Source organism: Bartonella sp. AA2SXKL (genome assembly GCF_042197205.1).
In the GTDB taxonomy this organism is placed as follows: Bacteria; Pseudomonadota; Alphaproteobacteria; order Rhizobiales; family Rhizobiaceae; genus Bartonella.
In genome coordinates this window covers 80,906-105,774 of record NZ_JBHIRN010000006.1, presented here as the reverse complement: position 1 = coordinate 105,774, position 24,869 = coordinate 80,906, and the positions used below count along the sequence as shown (strand labels likewise).

At 34.8% G+C, this 24,869-nt stretch carries 18 protein-coding genes; 11 read left to right on the top strand and 7 right to left on the bottom strand.

The genetic code is table 11. The features are described from left to right. Window positions 1-66 precede the first annotated feature (66 nt). Window positions 67-1,848, bottom strand: coding sequence for a glucan ABC transporter ATP-binding protein/ permease (locus tag ACFINS_RS05480; RefSeq protein ID WP_375645912.1), 1,782 nt, complete (start codon window positions 1,846-1,848; stop codon window positions 67-69). A gap of 221 nt (window positions 1,849-2,069) precedes the next feature. Here ACFINS_RS05480 and ACFINS_RS05475 point away from each other — a divergent pair, with 221 nt between their 5' ends. The 6 genes from ACFINS_RS05475 to ACFINS_RS05450 all read left to right on the top strand — a co-directional run bounded on the left by ACFINS_RS05475 (window position 2,070) and on the right by ACFINS_RS05450 (window position 10,122). Continuing rightward, window positions 2,070-3,053: an RluA family pseudouridine synthase gene (locus ACFINS_RS05475; RefSeq protein WP_375705960.1), complete on the top strand. Its 984-nt coding sequence runs from the start codon at window positions 2,070-2,072 to the stop codon at window positions 3,051-3,053. Between the two features lie 788 nt (window positions 3,054-3,841). Next, a complete protein-coding gene (locus tag ACFINS_RS05470; RefSeq protein WP_375629017.1) occupies window positions 3,842-4,861 on the top strand; it encodes an ATP-binding cassette domain-containing protein in 1,020 nt (339 codons plus the stop codon). Further along, complete coding sequence (locus ACFINS_RS05465) at window positions 4,836-5,660, top strand: ABC-2 family transporter protein (RefSeq protein ID WP_375705959.1); 825 nt, start codon at window positions 4,836-4,838, stop codon at window positions 5,658-5,660. Before ACFINS_RS05470 ends, ACFINS_RS05465 begins: the two co-directional genes overlap by 26 nt. After that, window positions 5,644-6,432, top strand: coding sequence for an ABC-2 family transporter protein (locus ACFINS_RS05460; protein WP_375611493.1), 789 nt, complete (start codon window positions 5,644-5,646; stop codon window positions 6,430-6,432). The genes ACFINS_RS05465 and ACFINS_RS05460 overlap by 17 nt, the downstream gene beginning before the upstream one ends. Before the next feature lie 2,420 nt (window positions 6,433-8,852). Then, window positions 8,853-9,212 (top strand): hypothetical protein, encoded by a 360-nt coding sequence (locus tag ACFINS_RS05455; protein WP_375650620.1) that lies wholly within the window; start codon window positions 8,853-8,855, stop codon window positions 9,210-9,212. Between the two features lie 544 nt (window positions 9,213-9,756). After that, entirely contained in the window at window positions 9,757-10,122 is a 366-nt protein-coding gene (locus tag ACFINS_RS05450) for a response regulator (protein ID WP_273724078.1), read from the top strand. Between the two features lie 311 nt (window positions 10,123-10,433). Here the strand turns inward: ACFINS_RS05450 and rpsI are convergent, their stop codons facing one another. After that, entirely contained in the window at window positions 10,434-10,919 is a 486-nt protein-coding gene (gene rpsI, locus ACFINS_RS05445; RefSeq protein ID WP_015856545.1) for a 30S ribosomal protein S9, read from the bottom strand. Window positions 10,920-10,921: 2 nt separating this feature from the next. Then, window positions 10,922-11,386, bottom strand: a complete 465-nt coding sequence (rplM, locus tag ACFINS_RS05440; protein WP_015856544.1) for a 50S ribosomal protein L13 — start codon at window positions 11,384-11,386, stop codon at window positions 10,922-10,924. Between the two features lie 296 nt (window positions 11,387-11,682). Between rplM and recJ the strand changes: the two genes are divergently transcribed. Further along, on the top strand, window positions 11,683-13,467 hold the full coding sequence (gene recJ, locus ACFINS_RS05435) for a single-stranded-DNA-specific exonuclease RecJ (protein ID WP_375611494.1): 1,785 nt from the start codon (window positions 11,683-11,685) through the stop codon (window positions 13,465-13,467). A gap of 17 nt (window positions 13,468-13,484) precedes the next feature. On the opposite strand, the gene parE is transcribed toward recJ, so the two are convergent. From parE to ACFINS_RS05415, 4 genes are all read right to left on the bottom strand, one after another. Next, window positions 13,485-15,551 carry a DNA topoisomerase IV subunit B gene (gene parE, locus ACFINS_RS05430; RefSeq protein WP_375611495.1) on the bottom strand — a complete coding sequence of 689 codons (2,067 nt, stop codon included), beginning with the start codon at window positions 15,549-15,551 and terminating at the stop codon, window positions 13,485-13,487. A gap of 82 nt (window positions 15,552-15,633) precedes the next feature. Continuing rightward, window positions 15,634-16,371 carry a lipoyl(octanoyl) transferase LipB gene (gene lipB / locus ACFINS_RS05425; protein ID WP_375616196.1) on the bottom strand — a complete coding sequence of 246 codons (738 nt, stop codon included), beginning with the start codon at window positions 16,369-16,371 and terminating at the stop codon, window positions 15,634-15,636. Between the two features lie 147 nt (window positions 16,372-16,518). After that, entirely contained in the window at window positions 16,519-17,370 is an 852-nt protein-coding gene (locus tag ACFINS_RS05420; RefSeq protein ID WP_375705958.1) for a TPM domain-containing protein, read from the bottom strand. Beyond that, entirely contained in the window at window positions 17,370-17,996 is a 627-nt protein-coding gene (locus ACFINS_RS05415) for a LemA family protein (protein WP_375616198.1), read from the bottom strand. Before ACFINS_RS05415 ends, ACFINS_RS05420 begins: the two co-directional genes overlap by 1 nt. Before the next feature lie 422 nt (window positions 17,997-18,418). Between ACFINS_RS05415 and ACFINS_RS05410 the strand changes: the two genes are divergently transcribed. The 4 genes from ACFINS_RS05410 to ACFINS_RS05395 all read left to right on the top strand — a co-directional run bounded on the left by ACFINS_RS05410 (window position 18,419) and on the right by ACFINS_RS05395 (window position 24,678). Continuing rightward, window positions 18,419-19,195, top strand: coding sequence for a class I SAM-dependent methyltransferase (locus tag ACFINS_RS05410; protein WP_375705957.1), 777 nt, complete (start codon window positions 18,419-18,421; stop codon window positions 19,193-19,195). Between the two features lie 1,315 nt (window positions 19,196-20,510). Then, entirely contained in the window at window positions 20,511-22,049 is a 1,539-nt protein-coding gene (gene hutH, locus ACFINS_RS05405; RefSeq protein WP_375705956.1) for a histidine ammonia-lyase, read from the top strand. A gap of 407 nt (window positions 22,050-22,456) precedes the next feature. Then, window positions 22,457-22,846, top strand: coding sequence for a hypothetical protein (locus tag ACFINS_RS05400; protein WP_375705955.1), 390 nt, complete (start codon window positions 22,457-22,459; stop codon window positions 22,844-22,846). A gap of 449 nt (window positions 22,847-23,295) precedes the next feature. After that, the gene (locus ACFINS_RS05395; protein ID WP_375611502.1) at window positions 23,296-24,678 is read left to right on the top strand and encodes an amino acid permease; all 1,383 of its coding nucleotides are present in this window, start codon (window positions 23,296-23,298) and stop codon (window positions 24,676-24,678) included. The last annotated feature ends 191 nt before the right edge of the window (window positions 24,679-24,869 follow it).

Sequence of the window (24,869 nt, the reverse complement as noted above, 5' to 3'; positions counted from 1 at the left end):
TGTATCATATATAAGAACTCTTGTTATCTTGAGGAGGATTTTTTTGCTTGAAAAAGAGTATCAATTTTATGATGCTATGGCTTCATGTAAGGGGATAACATTTTCTCCTTCTCTTTCTGGTGGTTTGATTGTTAAACCACTTGCCTTTAAAAAATTAGAGAAACGTCCCCCTTTATCGATCAATTCTTGAAAGTTTCCTTTTTCCATTAAGTGACCATGATCCAGAAAGAGTATCACATCAGCATTGCGTACTGTTGAGAGGCGATGTGCTATAATAAAAGTAGTGCGGTTATGGCTTATGCAATCGAGAGCATCTTTGACACGTGCTTCTGTTTCAACATCAAGAGCGCTTGTTGCTTCATCTAGAATGAGAATAGGGGCATTTTTTAAAACAGCGCGTGCAATTGCTAGTCGCTGTTTTTCTCCACCTGATAATTGAGATCCTCGTTCGCCCACCATTGTGTTATAACAATCAGCTTTTTTTAGAATAAAATCGTGAGCTTCTGCTATTTTTGCTGCTTCATAAAGTTCTTCATTTGTTGCGCTCGCTTTTCCTATTGAAATATTGTCATGAATAGTACGGTTGAAAAGACCCGAGTCTTGAAATACTGTTGCTAGAGATTTGCGTAAAGATTCGCGATTGATTGAGCATATATTTATTCCATCAATGGAGATATGCCCAAGGGTAGGGTCGTATACGCGTTGCAACAGATTGATCAATGTTGTTTTTCCAGCCCCTGTTGGTCCTACAATCGCAACAGTTTGTCCTGCTTTAACTTCAAAGGAAATATCAAAAACACCTTGAGAAGAATTTGGGAATTGATAGGTCACGTGATGAAATTGTATGGCGCCTTTAACATTTTGGAGGGAAGGAAGATTTTGCGGTTCGTTAATATGAAAGGTTGAGTCTTCCATTTCAAAAAATTCTTGCAGTTTTGCTTGTGAGGATATTGCACAATTAATAAAATTGCTCATTTGGTCTAGGCGGCTAATCATGAGTTGTGCAAATCCAACAAAAGCAACGACTTCACCTACTCGTAATTGATCTTTTGCAACAAAAAAAGCTCCAAGGAGAAGAACACAAACGATTGAAATTGTTGAAGCCATTCGATTTAAGCCACTGGCGAGCGCCCACCAATTGAGAACAGGATTTTGTGCTTTAAGAAGAGCATTTGTATGTTGATGCAGTATGGAAGTTTCTTCTTTTATTCGGTTATAACTTTGTACAATGGAAACATTAGAGATTGAATCACTGACATGTTTAAAAAGGTTATGATGATAGCATTCTACAGCGGCTTGTCCGTCTTTTGTTTTTCGCATCACTAAACGTGCAATTAATACATAGATGATGGCAAGCACAACCAAGACTATTGAAAGGCGCCAATTCATATTAAAGGCTATGGGGATGAGAACCAATAAGGCGACAAGCGTTGAGAGATGTTGTCGCATAAAATCAAGCCATATGGTTGACATGGAATCTATAGCGCGCAAAAGTGTATGGAGTGCGTTAGATGTTTCGCGTTGTTGATGCCAAATTAACGGCATGGCAATGATACGTTCGAAAGATTCTGTTAAAACCGTTAAGCGACGTCTATGGGCTAAGCGGTCTGCACCGCGAGCAACAAGGACATAAGCGATAATATGTGAAAGTCCAAAACAAACCCAAATGGCAAGAGTAGAGATGATACCTGTTTTTTCTGTAATAGAATCGATAACCCGTCCAAATAAAATAGGTTCTGCAATGGTGATAATCGCTAACATAACATTAGCGGTACAGATTAAAAGGGATGCATTTTTTTCTCTGTTTAGGTAAGTGAGAACACGTGCATAGGTTTTGAATAAGGACACTGTTAATTATCTCCATTCGCTGTTAAGCGTAAAGGCTATTGATTTTTTTTATAACGCTTAATTTTTAGCTAATAAAATTTGGACGTTAAGAAAAGGCAATTTTGGATACTAACTGTAATATGGTGTGATAAAGCCAACTAAAATATGAATTTTTGTGTTTATATTTGTGCTTATAAAGGCGCAAAAATAGATCAATAAAATTATCAGGCAAGGGAACTTTCATGGCAGGCGTAGAAATAAAAAAAGTTGAGGCAGATGAAGATGGAATGCGCTTAGATCGTTGGTTTAAAGTGCATTATCCAGGACTTGGTTTTGGAGCTTTGCAAAAATTGTTGCGTTCTGGTCAGATACGGGTTGATGGTGGACGTGTTAAAGCCGATACGCGTCTTTGTATAGGACAGGCTGTTCGTATTCCACCTCTCCCTATTAATGACAAGGAAAATTTTTCAATAACGGATAAAACACTTCGTGGGCAGGATGATGGGACCGTTTTGAAAAAAATGCTGCTTTATGAAGATCCAAAGGTATTTGTTTTTAATAAACCCGCTGGGTTGGCTGTCCAAGGAGGCTCTGGTTTAACACGTCATATGGATAGTATGCTTGAGGTATGGCGCAATAAAAAAGGTGAAAAGCCGCGTTTGGTTCATCGTCTTGATCGTGAGACGTCGGGGGTGCTTATTGTTGCACGATCAAGGGGAGCTGCTCAGTCCTTAACAGCTGCTTTTAGAGCGCGAGAAACAAAAAAGACTTATTGGGCGTTGGTTCGTGGCGTGCCTAAAAAAAAGCAGGACAAAATTTCAACGTGGATGGTTAAGGAAATGACTGCACAAGGTGACAAAATGCGTGTTTGTGAACATGGGGAGCCAGATTCACATCATGCGGTTTCCTACTATCGCGTTTTAGATACACGAGGGCGGGCTCTTTCGTGGCTTGAAATGGAACCCTATACAGGGAGAACACATCAGCTTCGTGTGCATGCTGCCCATATGGATCATCCTATCATTGGCGATACAAAGTATTTTTTTTCTGATAGTAATTGGACATTACTAGGAGGAATTCAAAATCGTCTTCATCTTCATGCACGTCGTATTCGTATTCCTCATCCTTCAGGAGGAATATTGGACATTGTTGCACCTTTACCACCTCATATGGTTCAAAGTTTTAATCTTTTGTCTTTTAATGAGAGTGATGCTGAAACAGAGTAAAGAAACTTCATTTGTTCTTTTTGATTGATATAAAATTTTGTCTATAAATTTAATAAGATGAATAGGGCATCATTTGAAGGAAGTTTTTGATAAGTCAATCGCTATGAGAAAATTATGTTTTTGAGTGATGAAATTTTCGAATATCATGGCTTTCTTTCTACAGCTCTTTATCCATATTGATTGTATTGTTATTTTTTGGATATGGTGTATCATTTAATAATCTGAGTTTATGAAGCTGCTTCTTTGAATTATCTATAGAGGTCATATATTGGGAAGGCGTGTCTGTTGAGGGAGATGAGTTAGATAAAATCTGAAAGATATTTACTAAAATAGAGAAAGCGATTTTAGTTTTTTATGGGGAATAATGAAGGCATTTTATAGTAATGCTTAGGAAAAGTAGACTCTCAAAAAAATCCTGTTGTCAAGGAAGTTTGTTCTGTTATAAATGTGGTTTGATATGCTTATAGTATAGATTTATGCTTTACTTACACAATGAAGCCTTCTTAGCAAAGTTCTCTTTTTAATGAGCAATTATTTTTCTACTTACTTAGTTTATCCAAAAGATCATCTTTCATAAAAGAAGAAATAAGTTTTTAGTATCTTAATGCTTCATTGAAGTGAACTCATCACATTAAAAAAATATCTAGACAAAAAATTGGAGATAAAACGTCAGGCGCGTTTTATTGCTCTAGGGAGGGCTTGAACACTTTTGTTTTTTCTAGTGAACAAAACAGATATTTATTATGGGAACATTCAAAGGGGAGATAAGTTGAAATTAGGAGTGACTGATGGGATCATTATTGATTGACGTTAATAACGTCTCAAAAATATATCGCAACATTGACAGAGGAATTGGTTTTAAAAACAAGGTGTTTTCTCTCTTCAAGCCGGTTTATACAAATCATCATGTGTTAAAAGATATGAGTTTCACCCTCTTTTCAGGGCAATCGTTAGCAATTCTTGGCCCTAACGGAGCGGGTAAATCGACACTGATTAAAATACTTTCTGGTATACAATACGCTGATGAGGGATGTGTTAAAGTCCTTGGTGTTGATCCTTATAAAGCGAAGAAAAATCTGTTCAAGTCTTTGGGTGTGGTCTTTGGTCACAAGAATTGTTTATGGTGGGATTTGCCCTTACGCTACAGTTTGGATATGGTTCAACCATTATATGGTCTTGAACGCGCCTCTTTTACCCGTGATCTTAAAGAGATCGCTGAGTTACTGGGCCTTGAGCATATTATGGATAAGCCAGTGCGGATGCTTAGTCTGGGTGAGAGAGTGAAAAGTGAATTGGCATTTAATCTCTCCTTTAGACCTAAACTGTTGTTTCTCGATGAGCCAAGTATTGGTCTTGATATTACATCTAAGCATGAAATCAGGGAGCTTCTTAAAAAACTGAAAAAGGAGCGTGGCACTGGGTATATCATTACAAGTCATGATATGGGAGATATTGATGGATACGTTGATGATATTATTCTCTTGCATAAAGGAAAGAAACAGTTTCATGGTAATCTTCACGCGCTTAAAAATGTCATCCCTTCTTTGGTGAGAATAACGTTTTTTTGTGAACACATGGCTGTACCTTCAGCTGTTGTAGAAAAAATTGATGAGATTGCGTTGAAATTATCTACTTCTTTAAAAGATAAGCACTTTAACGCTGAAGAATGCTCGCTGGAGGTTTCGCTGCCCCGTGAGGATTTTGCGCGTTTTGTACGCGAAATTACAACCAAATTGAACTGTACGTTCTCTGTATCCACTCCCTCGCTTGAAGAGATGCTCCGTGTTAAATTTAAAGAATTTATCTAACCACTACTTTGGTATGTTTCTTTTTGCCAAGAATGGATTACTCACTGTTCTAAGTGATAGAGCAATGTTTTTTACCGATATTATCATTGGGACACTTTCGCCATTTGTTATTCAACTTCTATTATGGAATGCACTTTTCTCTGATACGGGCAACACCATAAATGGCTTTAGCTTTTATGATATGATGTATTATTATGCTTTTGCTTTAGTCCTAGGTCGCTTAAATAATGGTTATAATGTGATTAAGTTTTTCTCTCATCATGTTAAAGAAGGTCAATTAGAAGTATATCTTACAAAGCCCTTTAGTTATATGACACAAATACTTTTTACTTTTTTAGGGGAGAGTGTATTATATAGCATCCCGTTATTGGCTCTTTTTGTTGTTAAGCTTGTTTTATCCTATGAAAATATTCTGGGATTGGTCATCGCTTTTCTGTTCTTTTTTCTGGTTGTTATTCTATCACAATTGCTTTGTTTTTTACTCTCTTTTGGAATTGCCCTATTAAGCTTTTGGGTGATTGAGTACAATATATTACTCTCTTTCAGTATTCTCAGTTCAACGCTTCTTGGTGGTGTTCTTTTACCACCATCTTTTTGGCCGGTGTGGCTTATTCCGCTTATGCAATTTAATCCTTATCGTTTCATGATATCAGCTCCTGCCGAGTTTTTCGCGACGCAAAATTTAGCGTTGTTTCAGCAGTTTATTTTCGGAAGTTTTACTTATATTTTGTGTTTTTTATTCTTAATTTATATTGCTTGGAATAAAGGGATGAAAGCATATAATGGAGCGGGTGGTTGAGATGAAAATAATCCTTCATTTTATCAGTTTGAATATCCGCCGACAGATTGTTTATGGTAAGAATTTGGCTGGGGAGTTTATTCTTTCTCTATGCTATTATTTTATTCAATTCATATTTATTGATAGAATATCTTCTTTTTCAGGAAAGATCGGTAACTATAGCAGAGATGAAATCCATTTTATCTTTGTTGTCTTTGTTTTACTTGGAATATTTTTGAATATTTTTACTAATTCTATTGAAACGTTTTTTGAAAAAGTAGCGGATGGTAAAATTGAACCATACTTGATAAAGCCCGTTTCAATCTGGTTGTTGATGTTATTTGGTTGGTGTAAACCTCTTAATCTGATCAAGCTCTTTGTTCTTTATGTTAGTGCCTATTTATTTGTATCATTACCGAATATATCCGATCTTAAGCTAAGATGGATCTCTTTTATTGTTGCAATATTTTGTGTTTTTATTGTCAATATTTGTTTTTTCATGATGTTTAATTTTGTAACATTTATTATTAGCCGTAAGATGCCTGTCGAATATTTTCATGAAATGATTTACGAGCTTTCATTTGTGCCAATAGGAATTTATCCTTTAAGCATCGTAAAATGGCTTTTGTTTATGCTTCCCATGGCTTTTTCTGCTTCCTTGCCTGTGTCATTGTTGCTTGGTAAAGGCGAATGGAATATTGGATATGTTCTGTTGAGCGCTTTTCTTTCCATGGTCATGACTTTCATAAGTTATAAGAAAACAATTTGTAAATTTAATGGATTAGGGGGATGATATAAAAATCATCATGATTATAAAAATAAAAAATTGAGTGAAAATTCTATCGTACTGTAAAATATCGTTATTTATGCTGGCGGTATAAGGCATGTAAAATTTACACATGAGGATTTTTTATTAGACATATTCATGCATAAAATCAGTTGTATTTCTATAGCTATGAGCAAAGAATTTACAATAAAAATCAGAGAATTAAATTTCTTGGTTTTAGATTAGTTTGAGTTTAGATGGCTGCTTGATGACACAAGCCAATGGTAAGATGGTGTACAATATTAGTAGTGCTTTCTCATCTGAGCAAAATTTATTTTTGTTGCATTTATAGTGCTAAAAAATTGTCAAAGATGGGTAATTTTTATATGTGCAGAATGTGGTTATTCGTACGGATTTTGTTGCTGCATTCAATATATTATTACGTGGATGAGTTTTTGCTTAAACAATAAGAAAATTGACAGAATAAAGCTTTTAAGTTGCCCGATAGAAAGCTAAGAGCTGCGTTAAACAACATGATAGCAATTATCAAGAAAACAATCACATAGAGATTTTTCAGCATGCTGAGCAGTCAAAATTCAGTTAATAATTGCTTGGAAATAAAAGGATCCACTAAGCAAAGCAGGAAAAAACGATGGCAACGCAACTGAGTTCAATAACATAATTAAATATATTTCTTTATTGTTCTTGTAAACTAAGAGAATTATACTTAATTTTATTGTGAATTTCTTATTTTATGTTATGATTTTATTTAATATAAAGATAATTATTATGTAATATTTTAGTGTTATTGTAAATAATATTATTTAATTAAAAATATACAATATAAACATAATATATTTATATTATTTTAAATAGGTTATTTTAAAAATTAATTAAATAAGATATTATTTTGTAAAAAATTATTTTCTATTTTTTAAATATTAATAAGTTCACTTTTCAATTTTTCTTAACAATGATAAGAGAAAAATGGAGTTTTACATCCTCTTTTACAATAAATAAAAATGATACTTTAATCTGGTTTTGCTCTCTAAGCTTAGAGCTATACAAATGTTATTGCTTATCATTAATAAAACTAATGTGATTGATGGCGTAGAGATTACAAAGGGCTAATTTTTTTTGCATGTAATTCATATCTTTTACAAGACTTTAAAAATAACACAGAAAAAATGAGAGAGGAAGGAATAGTGAACAAGAGTGATAAGCTTTTTCATTTTCTAGTGTTATGATTACTTTTGTATTTTACGGTTCATTCATTGTATGTATGATCAATTCCAAAATTTTTATTTTAAGCTTATAGTGAATCTATATTTTAGTCTGTTATTGAAGTGTTGTCGTGATTGAGATTACAATATCACAGTAGTGAACACTCTGATTTAATAGAGAAGATTGTTTGCTAGCAAATAATCTATCCATATCAACGTTATTTAAATTTTTTTCCAAAATATATATATCTATGTTAATTTTCGTGATTGATATCTTTTCTAAGATGAAAAGGGGCATGAGCTGATTTAAATATCCATAAATTTTTCGTATTAACTCAAAAAATATACGATCATATAATTTTATGGCTATTCTAGATTATCATTTTGATAAACTGAAGAAGTATAACGATTAGCATTACAAAGGTTTGTGCAAAAATGCTTTTATTGGACATTATTAAATTTTTTATGATTTATATTTTAATCATTTTATCTTGGTTAGAAAAAAGGTGGACTCATTTTTATTTCTCTATTTTATCTTAAAGTCGTGGAATTATATTAATGTTAGAAAGTTATAATTGTGGAAGACAATGAACTTTATTAAAATTATTCCATGTTCTGGTAGAAACGCATGGCTGTGAAAACGTTGAAATGTGTAATAGCTTATGGCATTAGATTTAGCGCATTCACCAAAGTTATCCCTTATCTTATCTAATTTAGCTTTTCAATCAAAGAGTTAAGCTGGTTCTTACGCTAATTGTAGCTGGGGCAAATATTTTTTCTCAATCTATACTAAGGAAAAATATTTTATAAAAATATTTATTTTAATATATTATACAAAAAAATAAAAACATTGCGTGTAACTAAAAAAACAACATATTGATATTTTTTATATTATAAAATCATAATAATATTTATGATAATAAAGCTAAATTTATAATAAAAACAATAAAATAACTTTATTTTAATATATTTTTATATTTAAATTACTAAATGTAAAGTACAAATAAAATAATTGACAATCGTTAAATAAACATGTAACGGAATATTGTAAGTGTAATATAATATAAAAATAACAATTAAAATAAAATTATTAATTGAATTTTGTATTATATTTTTATTATCAGAAAATAAATATACTTTATCGATAGATAACGGAATGTTTTCTATCTAGAGGGGGCGGTAAAGAAAATTTATTTTACTAAATATTGTAATTAGGTGGTTATGATGAAAATATTCAAGCATTGTATAGTATGTTTTGTTGCAGTAGCGATTTTCTTTTCACAGATTTTAAGAGCCAATGCTGATTCTTTAAATGGCAGATTTCAAAATGCTGGTTTTATTTCTGTAATGACACAGGAAAATAGAGTTATTAAAGCTGTCGATATGGTTATTAGCCAGTTTGGAGGACAAGGGGCTGAGAAAAATGTCCAAAAAGTCGCGGGTTTAATGGGGATGGAGACAGCGATTTTTGCTTTAATCGCATATTTTGTATATTTCTTTACTAGAAAGCCGCCCAGTCCTAACAGAGAGACAGGTGGAAGAACATTCGATGCTTTTGCTCATAGTTCATGGGCTTTGAATTAAAAGATATTATCCTTGATCAAATTTGAATTATGCTGTTATTGAATGTTTTATATTAAATAAATCGTGATATTTAATCACGGTTTATTTATTTTTTTTAATCTTAATGACATTGATAAGTTTATCTTTTTATATCATTAAGATATTGTTTTGTGGATGCCAGTATATGGTACATTAAATTCAGCTAATCAGTTGCTTTTTAAATTTACTTAAATTTTTTCCTCTTCAAAATGCGCATTTTAGCTAAGTTTGTGGTTGATATTTTTTTATGATGAAAACGCGAATGCATTAATTGAGATATCCATAAACTTTGTATATCAACTCAAAAAATACAAGGTCACACAATCTTACGACTATTTGTGGGTTTTATGTTGATGAACTGAATAAGTATAGCGATGCGTCTTACAAATATTTGCAAAAATGCTTTTATTGGAATCTTTTAATCTCTTTGTGGTTTACAATTCATTTTATCATTTTATCTTAAGCAAAGAGAATGTGGATTCATTTCTATTTCTCTATTTTATCTGAGAAGGGTGGAGTTATACGAATGTCAAAAAAAGTCATGATCGTGGAAGATAATGAGCTTAATATGAAGTTATTTCGCGATCTTGTAGAAGCGAGTGGTTATGAAACCGTTGAAACGCGTAATGGTCTTATGGCATTAGATTTGGCGCGTTCATCAATGCCATCTCTTATCCTTGTGGATATCCAGTTGCCAGAGGTCTCTGGAATAGATGTTATTAAACAATTAAAAGAAGATGAAGAACTTCGATCAATCCCCGTTGTTGCTGTAACAGCTTTTGCTATGAAAGGCGATGAGGAGCGAATTCGTGCCAGTGGATGTGAAGAATATATGTCAAAGCCTATTTCTGTCCCTCATTTTATCACAATGGTAAAGCATTTCTTGGACTAAAACTTGTTAAGTGGTGATAGAAAAAGCATTGAAAAGCTTATAAGATTGCTAAAGTTGTCGCGTAAATATTTTCGTGCTTTAGCACGTCGATATATTACAAGTTAGTAAAACAGATTTAAAAAATTGAAACTGAAGTTTTGAATTTTTTCGGTCTATTTTTCTTGCCTTTTATCTTAAGAGAAGAGGTTGTTTTGCATTCTTGTTTTTTCTAATCGGTATAGATTTGTTCCTACATTCATCTAAAAGTCTGTTTTAGCAGTTTTAAAAAGCCCCGTTTTTGTCCGAGGCTTTATGCATTGCAAAAATTGAAATTAACGCTTTGAGAATTGGAAAGAACGACGTGCTTTTGCTTTACCGTATTTTTTACGTTCAACAACACGACTATCACGGGTAAGAAACCCACCTTTTTTCAAGATTGAGCGAAGTTCTGGTTCGTAATAGGTTAAAGCTTTGGAAATGCCATGGCGCACTGCACCGGCTTGTCCAGAAAGACCACCGCCTGCAACGGTTGCAATAATATCAAACTGGGTATCCCTATTTGTTGCAACAATTGGTTGACGAAGAATCATTCTAAGAACAGGACGAGCAAAATATTTGTCAAATTCCTTATTGTTGATCGTGATTTTTCCAGAACCTGGTTTAATCCATACACGCGCAACAGCGTCTTTACGCTTTCCTGTTGCGTAAGCACGTCCTTGTGAATCAAGCTTCTGCACGTGAACAGGAACAACATTTTCATGTGTTTCTGTAATACTTGTTACTATGCTAAGCTCAGAAAGAGAATTAATTTCAGCCATAATCAAGCAATCCTTTTGTTTTTGCGGTTTAAAGCACCAACGTCAAGAGATTCAGGCTGTTGTGCTTCATGTGGATGTTGGCTTCCAGCGTAAACACGTAGATTCTTCAATTGACGGCGACCAAGGGGCCCTCGAGGAATCATACGCTCTACCGCTTTTTCAATAACGCGTTCGGGAAAACGCCCCTCAAGAAGTTGACGTGCTGTACGTTGTTTGATTCCACCAATATAGCCGGTATGCCAATAATATTTTTTATCCGTATATTTTTTGCCAGTGAGAGCTATTTTATCTGCATTAATGACAATAACGTTGTCACCATCATCAACATGTGGAGTAAATGTAGCTTTATGTTTGCCACGTAAGCGGTTAGCAACAAATGTGGCAAGACGACCTAAAACAAGGTTTTCTGCGTCAATAATAACCCATTTTTTCACCACTTCAGTTGGCTTTTGTGAAAAAGTTGCCATAGAAGTATCCTTTATTAGAACCCTTTTAATATAAGGGAATTTTTACTGTTTTGCGTTGAAAATTGTTACCATAGCGAAATATTTAACGCATACTACTTGCTCTGATATAATGTCTTTTGATTGACGTCAAGAGAAAATAAAAACTTTATAAAACAATATGTTACAAGAAAGGTATTATAATACCCCATTAAAAGAAGTTTGTAGACCATTTAAACTTAAAATGAATGTTGCAAAAGACTATTTTATCTTTAACGCATGATTGTCTTTTATCGTTCTTCATTATAAAATAAGAAATAATGCAGTGGTCTCGTTATTTTCTCAATGTTGAATCTTCTGCTTGTGGTCAAGCTTGGTTAGATGCCCTTGATGTTCAAGGGATAAATAACGCGCGCGCTATTTCTCAAAAATTTGGCTTTCCAGATCAGTTAGCTCGAGTACTTTCAGCAAGAGATGTGGATGAAGCTGAGGCTGTTGCTTTTATTAATCCAACATTACGTACGCTTATGCCTGATCCAGAAAGTTTTAGGGATATGCAATGCGCTGCAGAGCGCATTGTTAAGGCTCTTCTCAATCAAGAACAGGTTGCTGTGTTTGGTGATTATGATGTTGATGGTGCTTGTTCATCGGCACTCATAGCACGTTTTTTTCGTTATTTTGGTATTGAAGTCAAAATTTATATTCCTGATCGTATTGTTGAAGGTTATGGTCCGAATGAACAAGCAATGAGGATGCTTGTGCAAGAAGGCGCTCGGTTAATCATCACTGTTGATTGTGGTGCAAACAGTCCTGATGCCGTAAAAGCAGCGAGGCTTGCTGGTGCTGATGTTGTGATTTTAGATCATCATCAAATGTCAGAGATTCATCAAGAAGCTGTTGCTCTTGTCAATCCTAATCGTCCTGATGATTTTTCTAAACAGGGGCATTTATGTGCAGCTGGCGTTGTTTTTGTTACGTTAGCTTGGGTTCATCATTTGCTGCGGAAAAAACAATTCCAAGGACCGCTGCCTGATCTTTTAAGTATGCTTGATCTTGTTGCATTGGCAACCATATGTGATGTCGTTCCATTACAGGGGGTTAACCGTGCTTTTGTGTTAAAAGGGCTTCAAGTTGCTCGTTCTATGCATAATCTAGGAATAACAGCTTTAACAAAGGTTGCACGAATAGGGGAGCCGCTTAATAGTTTTCATTTAGGCTTTTTATTAGGTCCTAGAATTAATGCAGGAGGGCGCATTGGTGATCAAGCTTTGGGAGCACGTTTGCTTAGCTGTGAGAATAAAGATGAAGCGGACAGAATAGCAGAACAATTAGATCGGCTTAATCAAGAACGCCAAGAAATGGAGAACATTCAATTAGCACAAGCGGAATCTTACATTTCTTCTCTTTATCAAGATCAAGAAATACCATTGTCACTTGTAATTTCTCATAAAGAATGGCATCCGGGAATTATTGGTATTCTTGCTTCCCGCCTTAAAGAGCGTTTTTTTTGCCCTGTTTTTGCTATTGCTTTGAAAGAAGATGGAAATGGCGTAGGGTCGGGACGCTCAATTAATGGTATAGATTTAGGAGCACTCGTTCGTGAAGCTGTTACATTAAATTTATTAGAAAAAGGAGGGGGACATAGTATGGCAGCAGGAATTACAATTCAATCAACAAAAATTGAAATTTTTCGAAAATGGCTAGAAGAAAAAGTTTCTTTAATGGTTTCACAGTTGCGTGCAAAAAAATCTCTTAGTATAGATGGTTCTCTTTCTGCTTCTGGTGTTAATGAAGCGCTGTTTGAATTGCTTGAAAAAGCAGGGCCATTTGGGGCAGGGAATGCAACACCTGTTTTTGTTCTTCCCTCTCATCGACTGGTGAATCTATCTGAAGTTGGTAAAGGACATCTTCGCCTCATTGTATCTAATGTTGAAGGAAAAAAACTACAAGGAATAGCTTTTCGTGCTGTAGGGACATCGCTAGGTGATTTTCTTTTTGAAAATATTGGTGAAATGATTCATTTAGCTGGTCATCTTAGTTTGAATTATTGGAATGGAACGATCAATCCGCAACTGCGCGTGATTGACGCAGCTGCAGTGGTTTGAAATGGATATTTTTTACATTAGATGTCTAGATTAGAAGCAAAAGTAGAATTTTCTTGTATGAAACGAAATCGTGCTTCTGGTTTTGTTCCCATGAGACTTTCTACAGTCTTTTTCGTTTCTTGCATTTCCACGGCATCAATAGAAACACGAAGCAATGTACGTTTTTGAGGATGCATAGTCGTTTCTTTAAGTTGTTCTGCGCGCATTTCACCCAGCCCTTTAAAACGCCCGATTTCGATTTTAGCTTTTCCAGTAAATTCAGTTTTGAGCAATTCATCCTTATGAATGTCGTCACGAGCATAAGCAACTTTTCCTCCTTGCGATATTCTATAAAGGGGAGGGACGGCAAGATATAAATGTCCCTGATGAATAAGGTCAGGCATTTCTTGAAAGAAGAAGGTAATGAGCAGTGACGCAATATGAGCACCATCAACATCAGCATCTGTCATGATGATAATACGTTCATATCTGAGATCTTTTTCACGATACTTGGAGCGTGTTCCACATCCAAGAGCAAGGATAAGATCGCTAATTGTTTGGCTTGAGTTCATTTTTTCATGTGCAGCACTGGCGACATTTAAGATTTTACCACGAAGAGGTAAAATTGCTTGGTTTGCTCTATTTCTTGCTTGTTTAGCAGATCCTCCTGCAGAATCCCCTTCAACAATGAATAGTTCAGCACCCAAAGCATGGTTTTGGCTACAATCTGCAAGTTTACCGGGCAGACGTAATTTACGGACAGCAGTTTTTCGACTTATTTCTCTATCTTGGCGTCGTCTAATACGTTCTTCAGCACGTTCGATAACCCAATCGAGAAGTTTTGTTGCTTCTTGTGGGGAATTTGCTAACCAATGATCAAAAGGATCGCGGATTGCATTCTCAACGATACGCTGTGCTTCAATGGTTGCTAATCGATCTTTTGTTTGTCCAACAAATTCAGGGTTACTGATAAAGACTGAAAGTATTGCGGCTGTTGAAATCATAATATCGTCAGACGTAATAATCGTTGCGCGCTTGTTTCCTATTAACTCAGCGTAGGATTTCAATCCACGCAAAAGAGCTTGACGTAATCCTATTTCATGTGTTCCGCCTTCTCCTGTAGGAATCGTATTGCAATAAGATTGCACACAAGAATCACCACCATGCCAAGCGATAGCCCACTCAACGGAGCCATGGCCATTATTGTGTTGTGTTTTGCCAGAAAAAATTTCTGACGTTACTCGATATTCATCTTTTAGTGACGAAAGTAAATAGTCTTTAAGCCCATCGGGAAAATGAAAAACAGCTTTTTCAGGAATATTTTTTGCGCCTTCAAGTATGACGGGATCGCAAGACCAGCGAATTTTTACGCCACCAAAAAGATAGGCTTTGGAGCATGTCATCTTATAGATTTTTTCTGGATCAAAAGCTGCTTTTTCACCAAAAATTTCATGATCAGGATGAAAACGAACGCGCGTACCACGACGATTATAAACATCTCCCAGATCTTCCAATCCAGATTGAGGAATACCACGTGAGAAACGTTGGCGGTAAAGTTTTCGTTCTCGTGCAACTTCAACTTCCATATCATCAGAAAGAGCATTGACGACAGAAATTCCTACTCCATGAAGTCCACCAGCAGTTTGATAAGCCTTTCCATCAAATTTTCCCCCTGAGTGGAGTTGTGTCATAATAACTTCAAGAGTCGATTTCTCAGGCATTTGAGGATGATTTTCGACAGGAATACCCCGTCCATTATCTGTAACGGTTATATAACCGTTCCTATCTAATGAGACCTCAATAGAATCTGCATAACCCGCAACAGCTTCATCCATCGCGTTATCAATAATTTCGGCAAATAAATGATGAAGCGCTTTACTGTCTGTTCCACCAATATACATTCCAGGGCGTAAACGTACCGGCTCTAAACCCTCAAGAACTCGAATAGAGAGGGCATTATAGTCATCTTCTTGCGTATCTTTTGCACTTTTTCTTGAAATCATCGCGTTTGATTTCATTGGAGACTGCAGAGTGTTTTCTTTTGTATTTACCCGAGATTGGGCTTTATTTAAAACACTAAAAAGATCCTTTTTGTTATCGCTCATAGCGTTTAACTATCCACCTCATCAAATAAAATATTCATTAAAATAAATTTTATGCCTGTTTTTTATTTAAAAATCAATGCACTTAGGAAACATCAATTGTTGGACCAAAAATTTTTTCAAAAGCGTGTTTGAGAGCAATATCAATATCATGCATTGCTACAGGGCAACCTAGATCAAGAAAGCTTGTTACACCGTGGTTTGTAATTCCACAAGGAACAATTCCTGAATAATGGGCTAAATTAGGATTAACATTGATAGAAACTCCATGAAAACTTATCCATTTGCGCACTCGAATGCCAATAGCTGCAATTTTATCTTCGGAAGAAAGATCATTTTGTGTTGATGGGCAATGAGACTGTTTAACCCAGACACCAACGCGATCTTCTCTGCGTTCGCCTTTAATATTAAAGTTGGCAAGCATCTGTATGATCCATTCTTCTAATGCACTGATGAAAGCACGAATGTCTTGTTTCCGGCGTTTAAGATCAAGCATGATATAAGCAATACGCTGTCCTGGACCGTGATATGTAAATTCACCTCCACGTCCTGCTTCATAAACAGGGAATAAATTAGGCGCCAAAAGATCTTTTTTATTGGCACTCGTCCCCGCTGTATAAAGGGAAGGGTGTTCGAGAAGCCAAACTTGTTCATGCGCAGTTTTTGCAAGAATTTTTTCTACACGTTCTTGCATGTAACGTAAAGCTTCAGGATACTCAACTAGATGATCACTTATCTTCCATTCAACTGGTGGATTTTCTAGAATTGCATTAAAATGATGTGATAAGTGATTACGATCTGTATGTTTCAATTCACATGTCATGGGTAATATTTATCTTGATGTTTGAGTTTGTATTGTAATCAATAAAAGTGATTACAGAGTAAGGTATAGAATTGTTGAATAAAAGAGAATACGTTCATAAAATTTTATCTTAAGAAGATTTGCTACGCTTAAAAATCCACGTTCCTGTTACCATCTTCCTGTTGCACCGCCACCACCTGATGATCCACCACCACCCCTAAATCCCCCTCTACCTCGAGGACCTCCGAACCTTCCACCAGGATATCTGCCACCGGCACTTAAGTTAAGAAACCAAGGTGTGAAGATGATCCCCAGCCAGAGATACTTTTGTGGACCCACTTTTTTACCAAAAATCATTGCAAGAATGGGCAAACCAACGACTATAAAGAGTATGAGAAACATGATTGTATTTATAATCATTTCTTCTTTTTCAGCTTGTTTACGTTGTTCTTCAACGATTTTAGCTTTTTCTTTGATGCGAAAAGTAAAATCAGAATCACTTTCTGTAATAACTTTGATAATTGCATCAACTGCTTCAGCAATTCCTTTTTGATAATTTCCTTCGCGAAAATTAGGAATCATGAAGCTATTAATAATGACAGAGGAAAGAGCATCTGTTAGCTCTCCTTCCAAACCATATCCAACTTCGATACGTGCTGTGCGTTCATTCGGTGCAATGACCAGTAATACACCATTATTGATCTTCTTTTGGCCTAATCCCCATGTACGAAAAAGAGAATTGCTGTATGTTTCTATATCATTGCCCGAAAGAGTAGGGAGTGTCACAAGAACAATTTGATCTCCCGTTTTCTCTTCGATTGCTGCCAGTTTTTTTGTCAAGTCTTCCTTGGTTGCATTATCGAGCAAATGAGCCACATCATTAACATAACCTGTTAAATGAGGAAATTTTATTTGCGAACAAGCGATACTTCCCAATGCAGCAACTAAATACAGAGAGCAGATAAAAACCCATAATTGTGAAAATACAATACGTTGCAAAGAGTATCGAAATGATTTCATTAATTAAAATTAACCTTTGGTGTTTGTTGGCTATCAGTATCGATGGTAAAAGTTGGCATAGGTTTAGCATCACGAAACCATAATTTTGCCCAAATCATCGTCGGCATTGTTTTGAGTGCAGTATTGTAGGCACGTACTGTTTCAATATAATCGCGGCGTGCAACGGAAATACGGTTTTCTGTTCCTTCTAATTGTGATTGAAGAGCAAGAAAGTTCTGGTTTGCTTTAAGATCCGGATAGTTTTCAACAACAGCCATAAGCCGCGAAAGTGCACTTGATAAATTTGCTTGATTTTTGAGATATTGCTGCATAACTTCTGGATTATTCAACATATCTGCATTAATGTTGACTTGCGTTGCTTTAGCACGTGCTTCAATTACATTGGTGAAAACGCTTTGTTCATGAGCTGCGTAAGCTTTAACTGTTTCTACAAGATTGGGGATGAGATCTGTACGACGTTGATATTGATTGAGTACTTCACTCCATGCTGCATGTGCTTTTTCTTCATTTGTTGGTATCGTATTAAATCCGCACCCACTTAAAAATGGCACTAACCATGCCAAAAAAATCACGATTGGCAATTGTTTTAATATTTTAAACATTGAAGAAGTTTGTACATTTAACATAAAGATGTCTCCACAGATATTTTATGTATTATATAGGGTTTATTTTCTTGGTGGAAAGTATTTTGAACTTTATAAACAGGTGTATTTATCAATAAATTGATATCTCTATGCGTTTTAGATACGCTTAAGTGGCTTGTTGATATCAAAATAATAATGGTAATATAGATATTATCTTATAAAAGATCAATAATATTTATATCAATTATTATTACGGAAAATTATATTATTTTCGTAGGAGTTTTGGGTTTCACAACGTGCAGATAACAATTGGAAAAGAGAAAAATGTAAGTATCAATCTTATGGAAAGATAGAAGGTAAGGGCAGTTCTTATTTTCCTCCTTTAGAAGTTATGTTTAATACATTGGACAAAAAGGGCTTTTTAATTATGTATGGTAGTAATTGTGAAGGAGGGTGAAAGTCCTATGATAGAAATTGTTCAGCGGCAAAGTGAAAAGTTTGATGGATTGGCTAATGATTATGATCGTTATCGTCCTCGCTATCCCCTTACTTTATTTAAAACCATGCTCCATCCTTTTAAGAACAAAAAGCATTTGTCCATTGTGGATGTGGGTGCTGGGACAGGCATCGCATTAGAGGGGATTGTTAAATTTTTAGGCAACGAGCACCAATATCATGCTATTGATGTATCGGAAGATATGATTAAGCAGGGGCAAAAAAAATTTCCGAACGTGCAGTGGTATCAGGGTCGTGCCGAAGACCTATTGCCTCAAATTGGCAAGGTTGATCTTGTCATTGCAGCGCAGGCATTTCAATGGATGGATCGCCCTAAGTTGCTTTGCGCTATTTCAGATCAACTTCGAGCCAATGGTGTCATGGCAATTGTCCAAAATAATCGTGATTTCAAACATAGTGAATTTCTAGAGGCTTATGAGACATTGTTAGAGAAGATGAGTCCAAATTATTCTCGTTATTATCGTAATTTTGATTTTTTACAGGAAATGAGTGATGGCTTTGGGGTAAAAGCAGAAAAAATTTCTTTCCATACGCATAATTGGACGATGATGATCCCGTCTGAATCTTTTATTGGAATGAGCCGCTCTTCAACGCAAGCGCAACGCGCTATTGCGAACCATGGAAAAGAATATTTGCGGCAATTGGTCGCATTGATAAAACAATATGAAGTGCAAGGCAATTTGGAGCTTTTGTATCAAAGTGAGCTCTATATGTATGCAGGATAATCCGATATCGATGATTGCTTTTGCTCTTTTAACACATCAGAGTGGGCGGTATTCAGAAAATTAACGCCTTATTAAGTCAGACTTTGAGAGAGAAAGGTTTTTTCTTCTTCAGCATTCACATTGACATCTTATTACCGCTGATTTTCATTGTTCATTTAATATGAGAGAGTTTAAATAGAAAACTTATGCTCTGCATTATAGCATCGAAGCGCTTTCTTTACTGCAGTTTAACAACAGATTATTTTATAAAATGGAAAGAGGTAGATTGAATAGAAATATTTGATAATTCTTTGTTTTTATGATTGTTTTTTGTTATTAAATGAGAGTGTTTTTAATAAATTTTGACAAAAACAACTGAAAAAGTACAAAAAATTATCATAATCAGAAATTTGTAGTAAAAAAGGTAATGGCTTGGAAGCACCTTTAAAAAACAACTCATTTTGAAATTATCTCTAAATTCAGATTCAATATAACAAAAAAGTAAAATATAAATATGTTATATGGAGCATTTCTCTTTTTTGAAGATATAATATAAAAACAATATGTTAATTAAAATTTTTGATATAAGAAAACTTCTTTTATTTTTATTTTAAATAACGAGTTAGGGCGAGTCTTGTGTGGTTTTATTGAAGATGTGCTTTTTAGGTTTCAATCTGGCGCTTTAAATACAATTTTAGAAGTAGCAAAAAAGCTCAATTTCTTCTCTGTTGTGATGTGTTGAATAAGTTTTTTAATTTTCTATAGAGTTTGATTTTTGCAATCATGATAGATTGTGACAGCTATCTATTTAAGGTTTTTATAAGTTTAGTAAGAATAGCTTGATAATAAATCCATTGATTTTTTCATCTTTACGCTTCATAAAAGAATAAGCCTGCACCATCACACACTTTGTCATTTCCCAATGTTGCGACAGCTCTTGACACGGCTCATAAGAGGAGTAGTCCTTTTTTGTACAGTTTATCCATACGCCAATTTCGCTTATGACGTGCAAGCGAATGGTTTTGATTGATTCAACATACACAGATTTGGAATGAGAGAGTTTTAAGATATTCAGCTCTCTCATTTAATATGAAGCATGCTAGATTATGATTATAAATTAAAGCTTTATCTATTTTTGAAATCCATGACTTGGTTGTGTTTGTCAATATTTCATTTTCATTTATCGTCAACTATTCTACTTTTGGATAATGACTTCATTGTAAGGAATACCTTTAAGAAAGCATTCTCGCTTTAAAGAGTCGTTATAGTTTTTTTTGTTTTATAGAAGGATCAATAATGCTAAACATTATACTTTGATAAAAAAAGAAAGTAAATTATGACTATTATACTGAAACCGAGCGAAGTGACGCTTAGTGAACTTGCAGCTATTTATTTTAATGGTGAAGTGAGTAAACTTCATAATGACACGCATTTAGCTATCGAGAAAGGAGCGCAGCGCATTGCTGAAATTGCTGCTGGAAGTGAGCCTGTGTACGGTATTAATACTGGTTTTGGGAAATTGGCTTCCATTAAAATTGATGCGGACAATGTTGCTGTTTTACAGAGAAATCTTATTTTGTCCCATTGTTGTGGGGTGGGAGAACCTTTAGCAGAAAATATTGTGCGTTTGATAATGAGCTTAAAGCTTATCTCTTTAGGAAGAGGGGCTTCAGGGGTTCGTCTAGAATTGATAAATTTGCTGGAAAATATGCTTGCAAAGGGCGTTATTCCTGTCATCCCTGAAAAAGGGTCTGTTGGTGCTTCAGGTGATTTAGCTCCACTTGCTCACATGGCGGCTGTTATGATGGGAGAAGGGGAAGCATTTTTTCAAAATATTCGTATGAGTGGGGCGGTTGCATTAGAGAAAGCGGGATTGTCCCCTATTATTTTAGAGGCAAAGGAAGGTCTAGCTCTTATTAATGGGACTCAAACATCAACAGCCCTTGCACTTGCTGGTCTTTTTCGGGGTTATCGGGCATTGTGTGGTGGATTGTTGGCAGGGGCTTTGACGACAGATGCTATCATGGGATCAACGGCGCCATTTCATCCTGATATCCATATTTTACGAGGACATTATGGGCAGATTGCCGTATCGAAAACATTAGAAAAGCTTGTAGAGGATTCAGAAATTCGTGCAGCACATTTACAGGGGGATGAGCGTGTACAAGATCCTTATTGTATACGTTGCCAGCCACAGGTGATGGGGGCATGTTTTGATATTTTGCTGGCAGCAGCAAAAACACTGATTATTGAAGCAAATGCTGTTACAGATAATCCATTGATTTTAAGGAATGGTGAAGTTGTATCAGGTGGGAATTTTCATGCTGAACCTGTAGCATTTGCTGCTGATCAGATTGCTCTTGCTTTATGTGAAATAGGATCTATTTCTCAACGGCGTATTGCTCTTATGGTTGATCCAGCAGTTTCTTATGGACTTCCAGCCTTTTTAGCACATAATGCGGGTCTTAATTCAGGTTTTATGATTGCTGAAGTAACAGCGGCAGCTTTAATGTCTGAAAATAAGCAAATGGCCCATCCTGCTTCCGTTGATTCAACCCCAACTTCTGCCAATCAAGAAGATCATGTTTCAATGGCTTGCCATGGAGCGCGTCGGTTATTGGTAATGAGCGAAAATCTTTTTACACTTATTGGTATTGAAACGCTTGTTGCAGCACAAGGAATTGAATATCGTGCACCTTTAAAAACAAGTACTTTTTTGCAATCTGTTATGGAATGTCTACGAAAAAATGTTGCTTCTCTTAAGGAAGATCGCTATCTGGCTCCAGATCTTCATCAAGCACATATACTTGTGCGTGAAGGGCACTTATTATCTGTTTTACCAGAAACAATTTTTCCTTCATTAAGTTTTCAATAGTATTTGTTTTAAGGTCAATGCTGAAGGGGGGATATTGAATTTTGAAACTTCCTCATATGAAAATTCCTCATATGAAAATATAGAGGAGAAATGCTATATTTGAATTATTTAATAAATTATATATTTATTACTTTAATAAATTATATATTTATTACTGTATATATCTGATTTTTGTAGTTAACTAGATATTTTGTTATTTTATAGAAACTATAAAATTAAAGCACCTATATTTTCTGATTTATATCAGAAATTTTAATATAAGTTAAATAATATATACGAATTATATATTCGTGATATTGTATTTTTATAAATATAAATTATGATATATGTATTGTATCAAGTAAAAATAAAATTTTTATTTTATATTCTTCTTATTTTTAATACTTTATGAATTTTATAGTTCATTTTTGATATTTAAAATAAAAAAGGAGAAAAGAATGTTTAAAAGTGCTAAATTATGTGTTTCAATAACAGTTCTTTTTTTCTCTCAAACTCTTGAGATTCATGCAAATTTTAGGAGAGCTAGCTTTCCAGAGGAAGTTTTCATTATGATAGTGGCTCAAGAGAAAGAGCCTCTTATTTCAGCGAAAAACAAAGATTTTATTGCTATCTCAGGGCAAATTCCCAGAGGTAATGAGAACGCTATCATCGGACCAACAATCAAAGATGCTCTTTTTATCGTATATTTTTTTTTCATTGGAAAGCTTGTCGTTAAGGCAGCTGGAGTCCTTAAAAGATGGGTTGTAGATAAATTTTCTCATGCTTTTGAAGACTTGCGAGATTCGTATTATCATTGATTGAGCTATTCAATTGGCATAAAAAGTTTGTTTTATGGGCTTAAAGAAAGTTTGCTTAAAGTAACAAAAAATTAATTGTATGCATAGTTAATGTGTTTGTTATGAATTTTTAGGCTTCTATTTCAGTGCACCGAAATAGAAGCCTAAAAGTTTAGATTACATTAAGGTTAATTTTCTCTGTAAAAAACTAGAGAATACGAAATGAATTAAATGACAATTGTGAAAAAATTCATTATCACTTTATTTGAATAAAATAATACGAAATTGTAGGCTATAAAAGCTGAATAATTCGCAATAAAAGTATTTTTTCATTGTTTAGAGCAAAGTGTTGGACTGGCTGGTCTTCGATGTTTTTTGAAATATATTTGTGAAAGAAACATAAGGCTTTATTTATCATAGAGCTGTTATCGTGGTGTGGATTGTCAGCATTTCAAAAAGTAAGGAAAGAAATGGCAATAAATGAACTGAAACGGGGTATGAGTAAGCGCCAAGTTATTTTTTTAGCTCTTGGTTCTGCTATTGGAACAGGTCTTTTTTATGGGTCTGCACAGGCAATTAAGCTTGCGGGTCCCAGTGTTTTGATTGCCTATTGTATTGCTGGTTTAGCTATTTTTATGGTTATGCGGGCTCTAGGAGAGATGATACTTCATAATCCATTGCCTGGTTCTTTTGCTCGTTATGCGGCAAATTACATATCACCATTAGCAGGTTTTTTAACGGGATGGACATATGTATTTGAGATGATTCTTGTTGGTTTGGCTGATATTACAGCTTTTGCGACTTATATGGGTTTTTGGTATCCTGATGTTGCTCCTTGGGTATGGGCACTGAGTATTACATTAATCATCACAGGCATTAATTTAGCTGCTGTAGAAGTCTATGGTGAACTAGAGTTTTGGCTCTCTTCTATTAAAGTTATAGCTATCATTGCGATGATTATTTTAGGAATAGCAATTATTTTTTGGGGGTGGGGTGAAGGTGCAGATTTTTCTACCGTTACTGTTCATAATTTATGGAAAAATGGTGGACTTTTTCCCAATGGTTGGTTTGGTTTTTTAGCTTGCTTTAGTGTTGTTGTTTTTGCTTTTGGTGGCATAGAAATTATTGGCATGGCAGTTATGGAAGTTCAAAACCCTCATCAAACGATTTCAAAGGCAATTAATTCTACTCCAGTTCGTATTTTGCTTTTTTACGTCATGACGTTAGCTATTTTAATGTCTCTTTATCCTTGGAATGAGATTGGTCTTATGGATAGCCCTTTTGTATCTATTTTTGAAAATCTTGGGATTTCGTATGCAGCAAATATTTTAAATATTGTTGTTGTTACAGCGGCTATTTCAGCAATGAATAGTGGAATGTATGGTGCTTGTCGTATGATCCATGGTTTATCGCAGGAAGGTTATGCTTTAAAAAAGTTTCAATATTTATCAAAAAATGGTATACCAGTTTTTGTTATTTTGATGATCTTCGGTATCTTTCTTCTTGGTGCTGTCCTTAATTATTTTTATCATGAAAAGCTTTTTTTTCTTATTGCCGCAATGGCAACATTTGCGACAGTTTTTGTTTGGATGATGATTCTACTTTCACAATTTTCTATGCGAATTAAGATGCCTAAAGAAGCACAGAATGGTTTAAAATTTCCCATTCCATTTTGGCCAATAGGGTCGATTTTTTCTATTTTATTTATGGTTTTTATTTTTATTCTCTTATGGTATTTTGATGAGACACGACCGGTTTTAATTATAGGTGTTAGTTGGATTGCTTGGCTTGTTGTTTGTTTCTATGTACTTAAACTTTATAATTTTAAGCAAAAGAAGCTGAATAAAATGTGAATAGAGAAAAAACTCAAAATAAATAGCTGATGTCATCAGGAGAACAGGTGTTTGATTGTTTTCTCTAAAGGTTAGAACAATCTAGATTGAAAAAATCTGCTCGTTATTATTTTGCTTTGGAAGTTTTTGTGAGCCATTGCTTACGGTAACGACCAAATCATATAAATATTAGACGTTTTTTGATGGTGAGC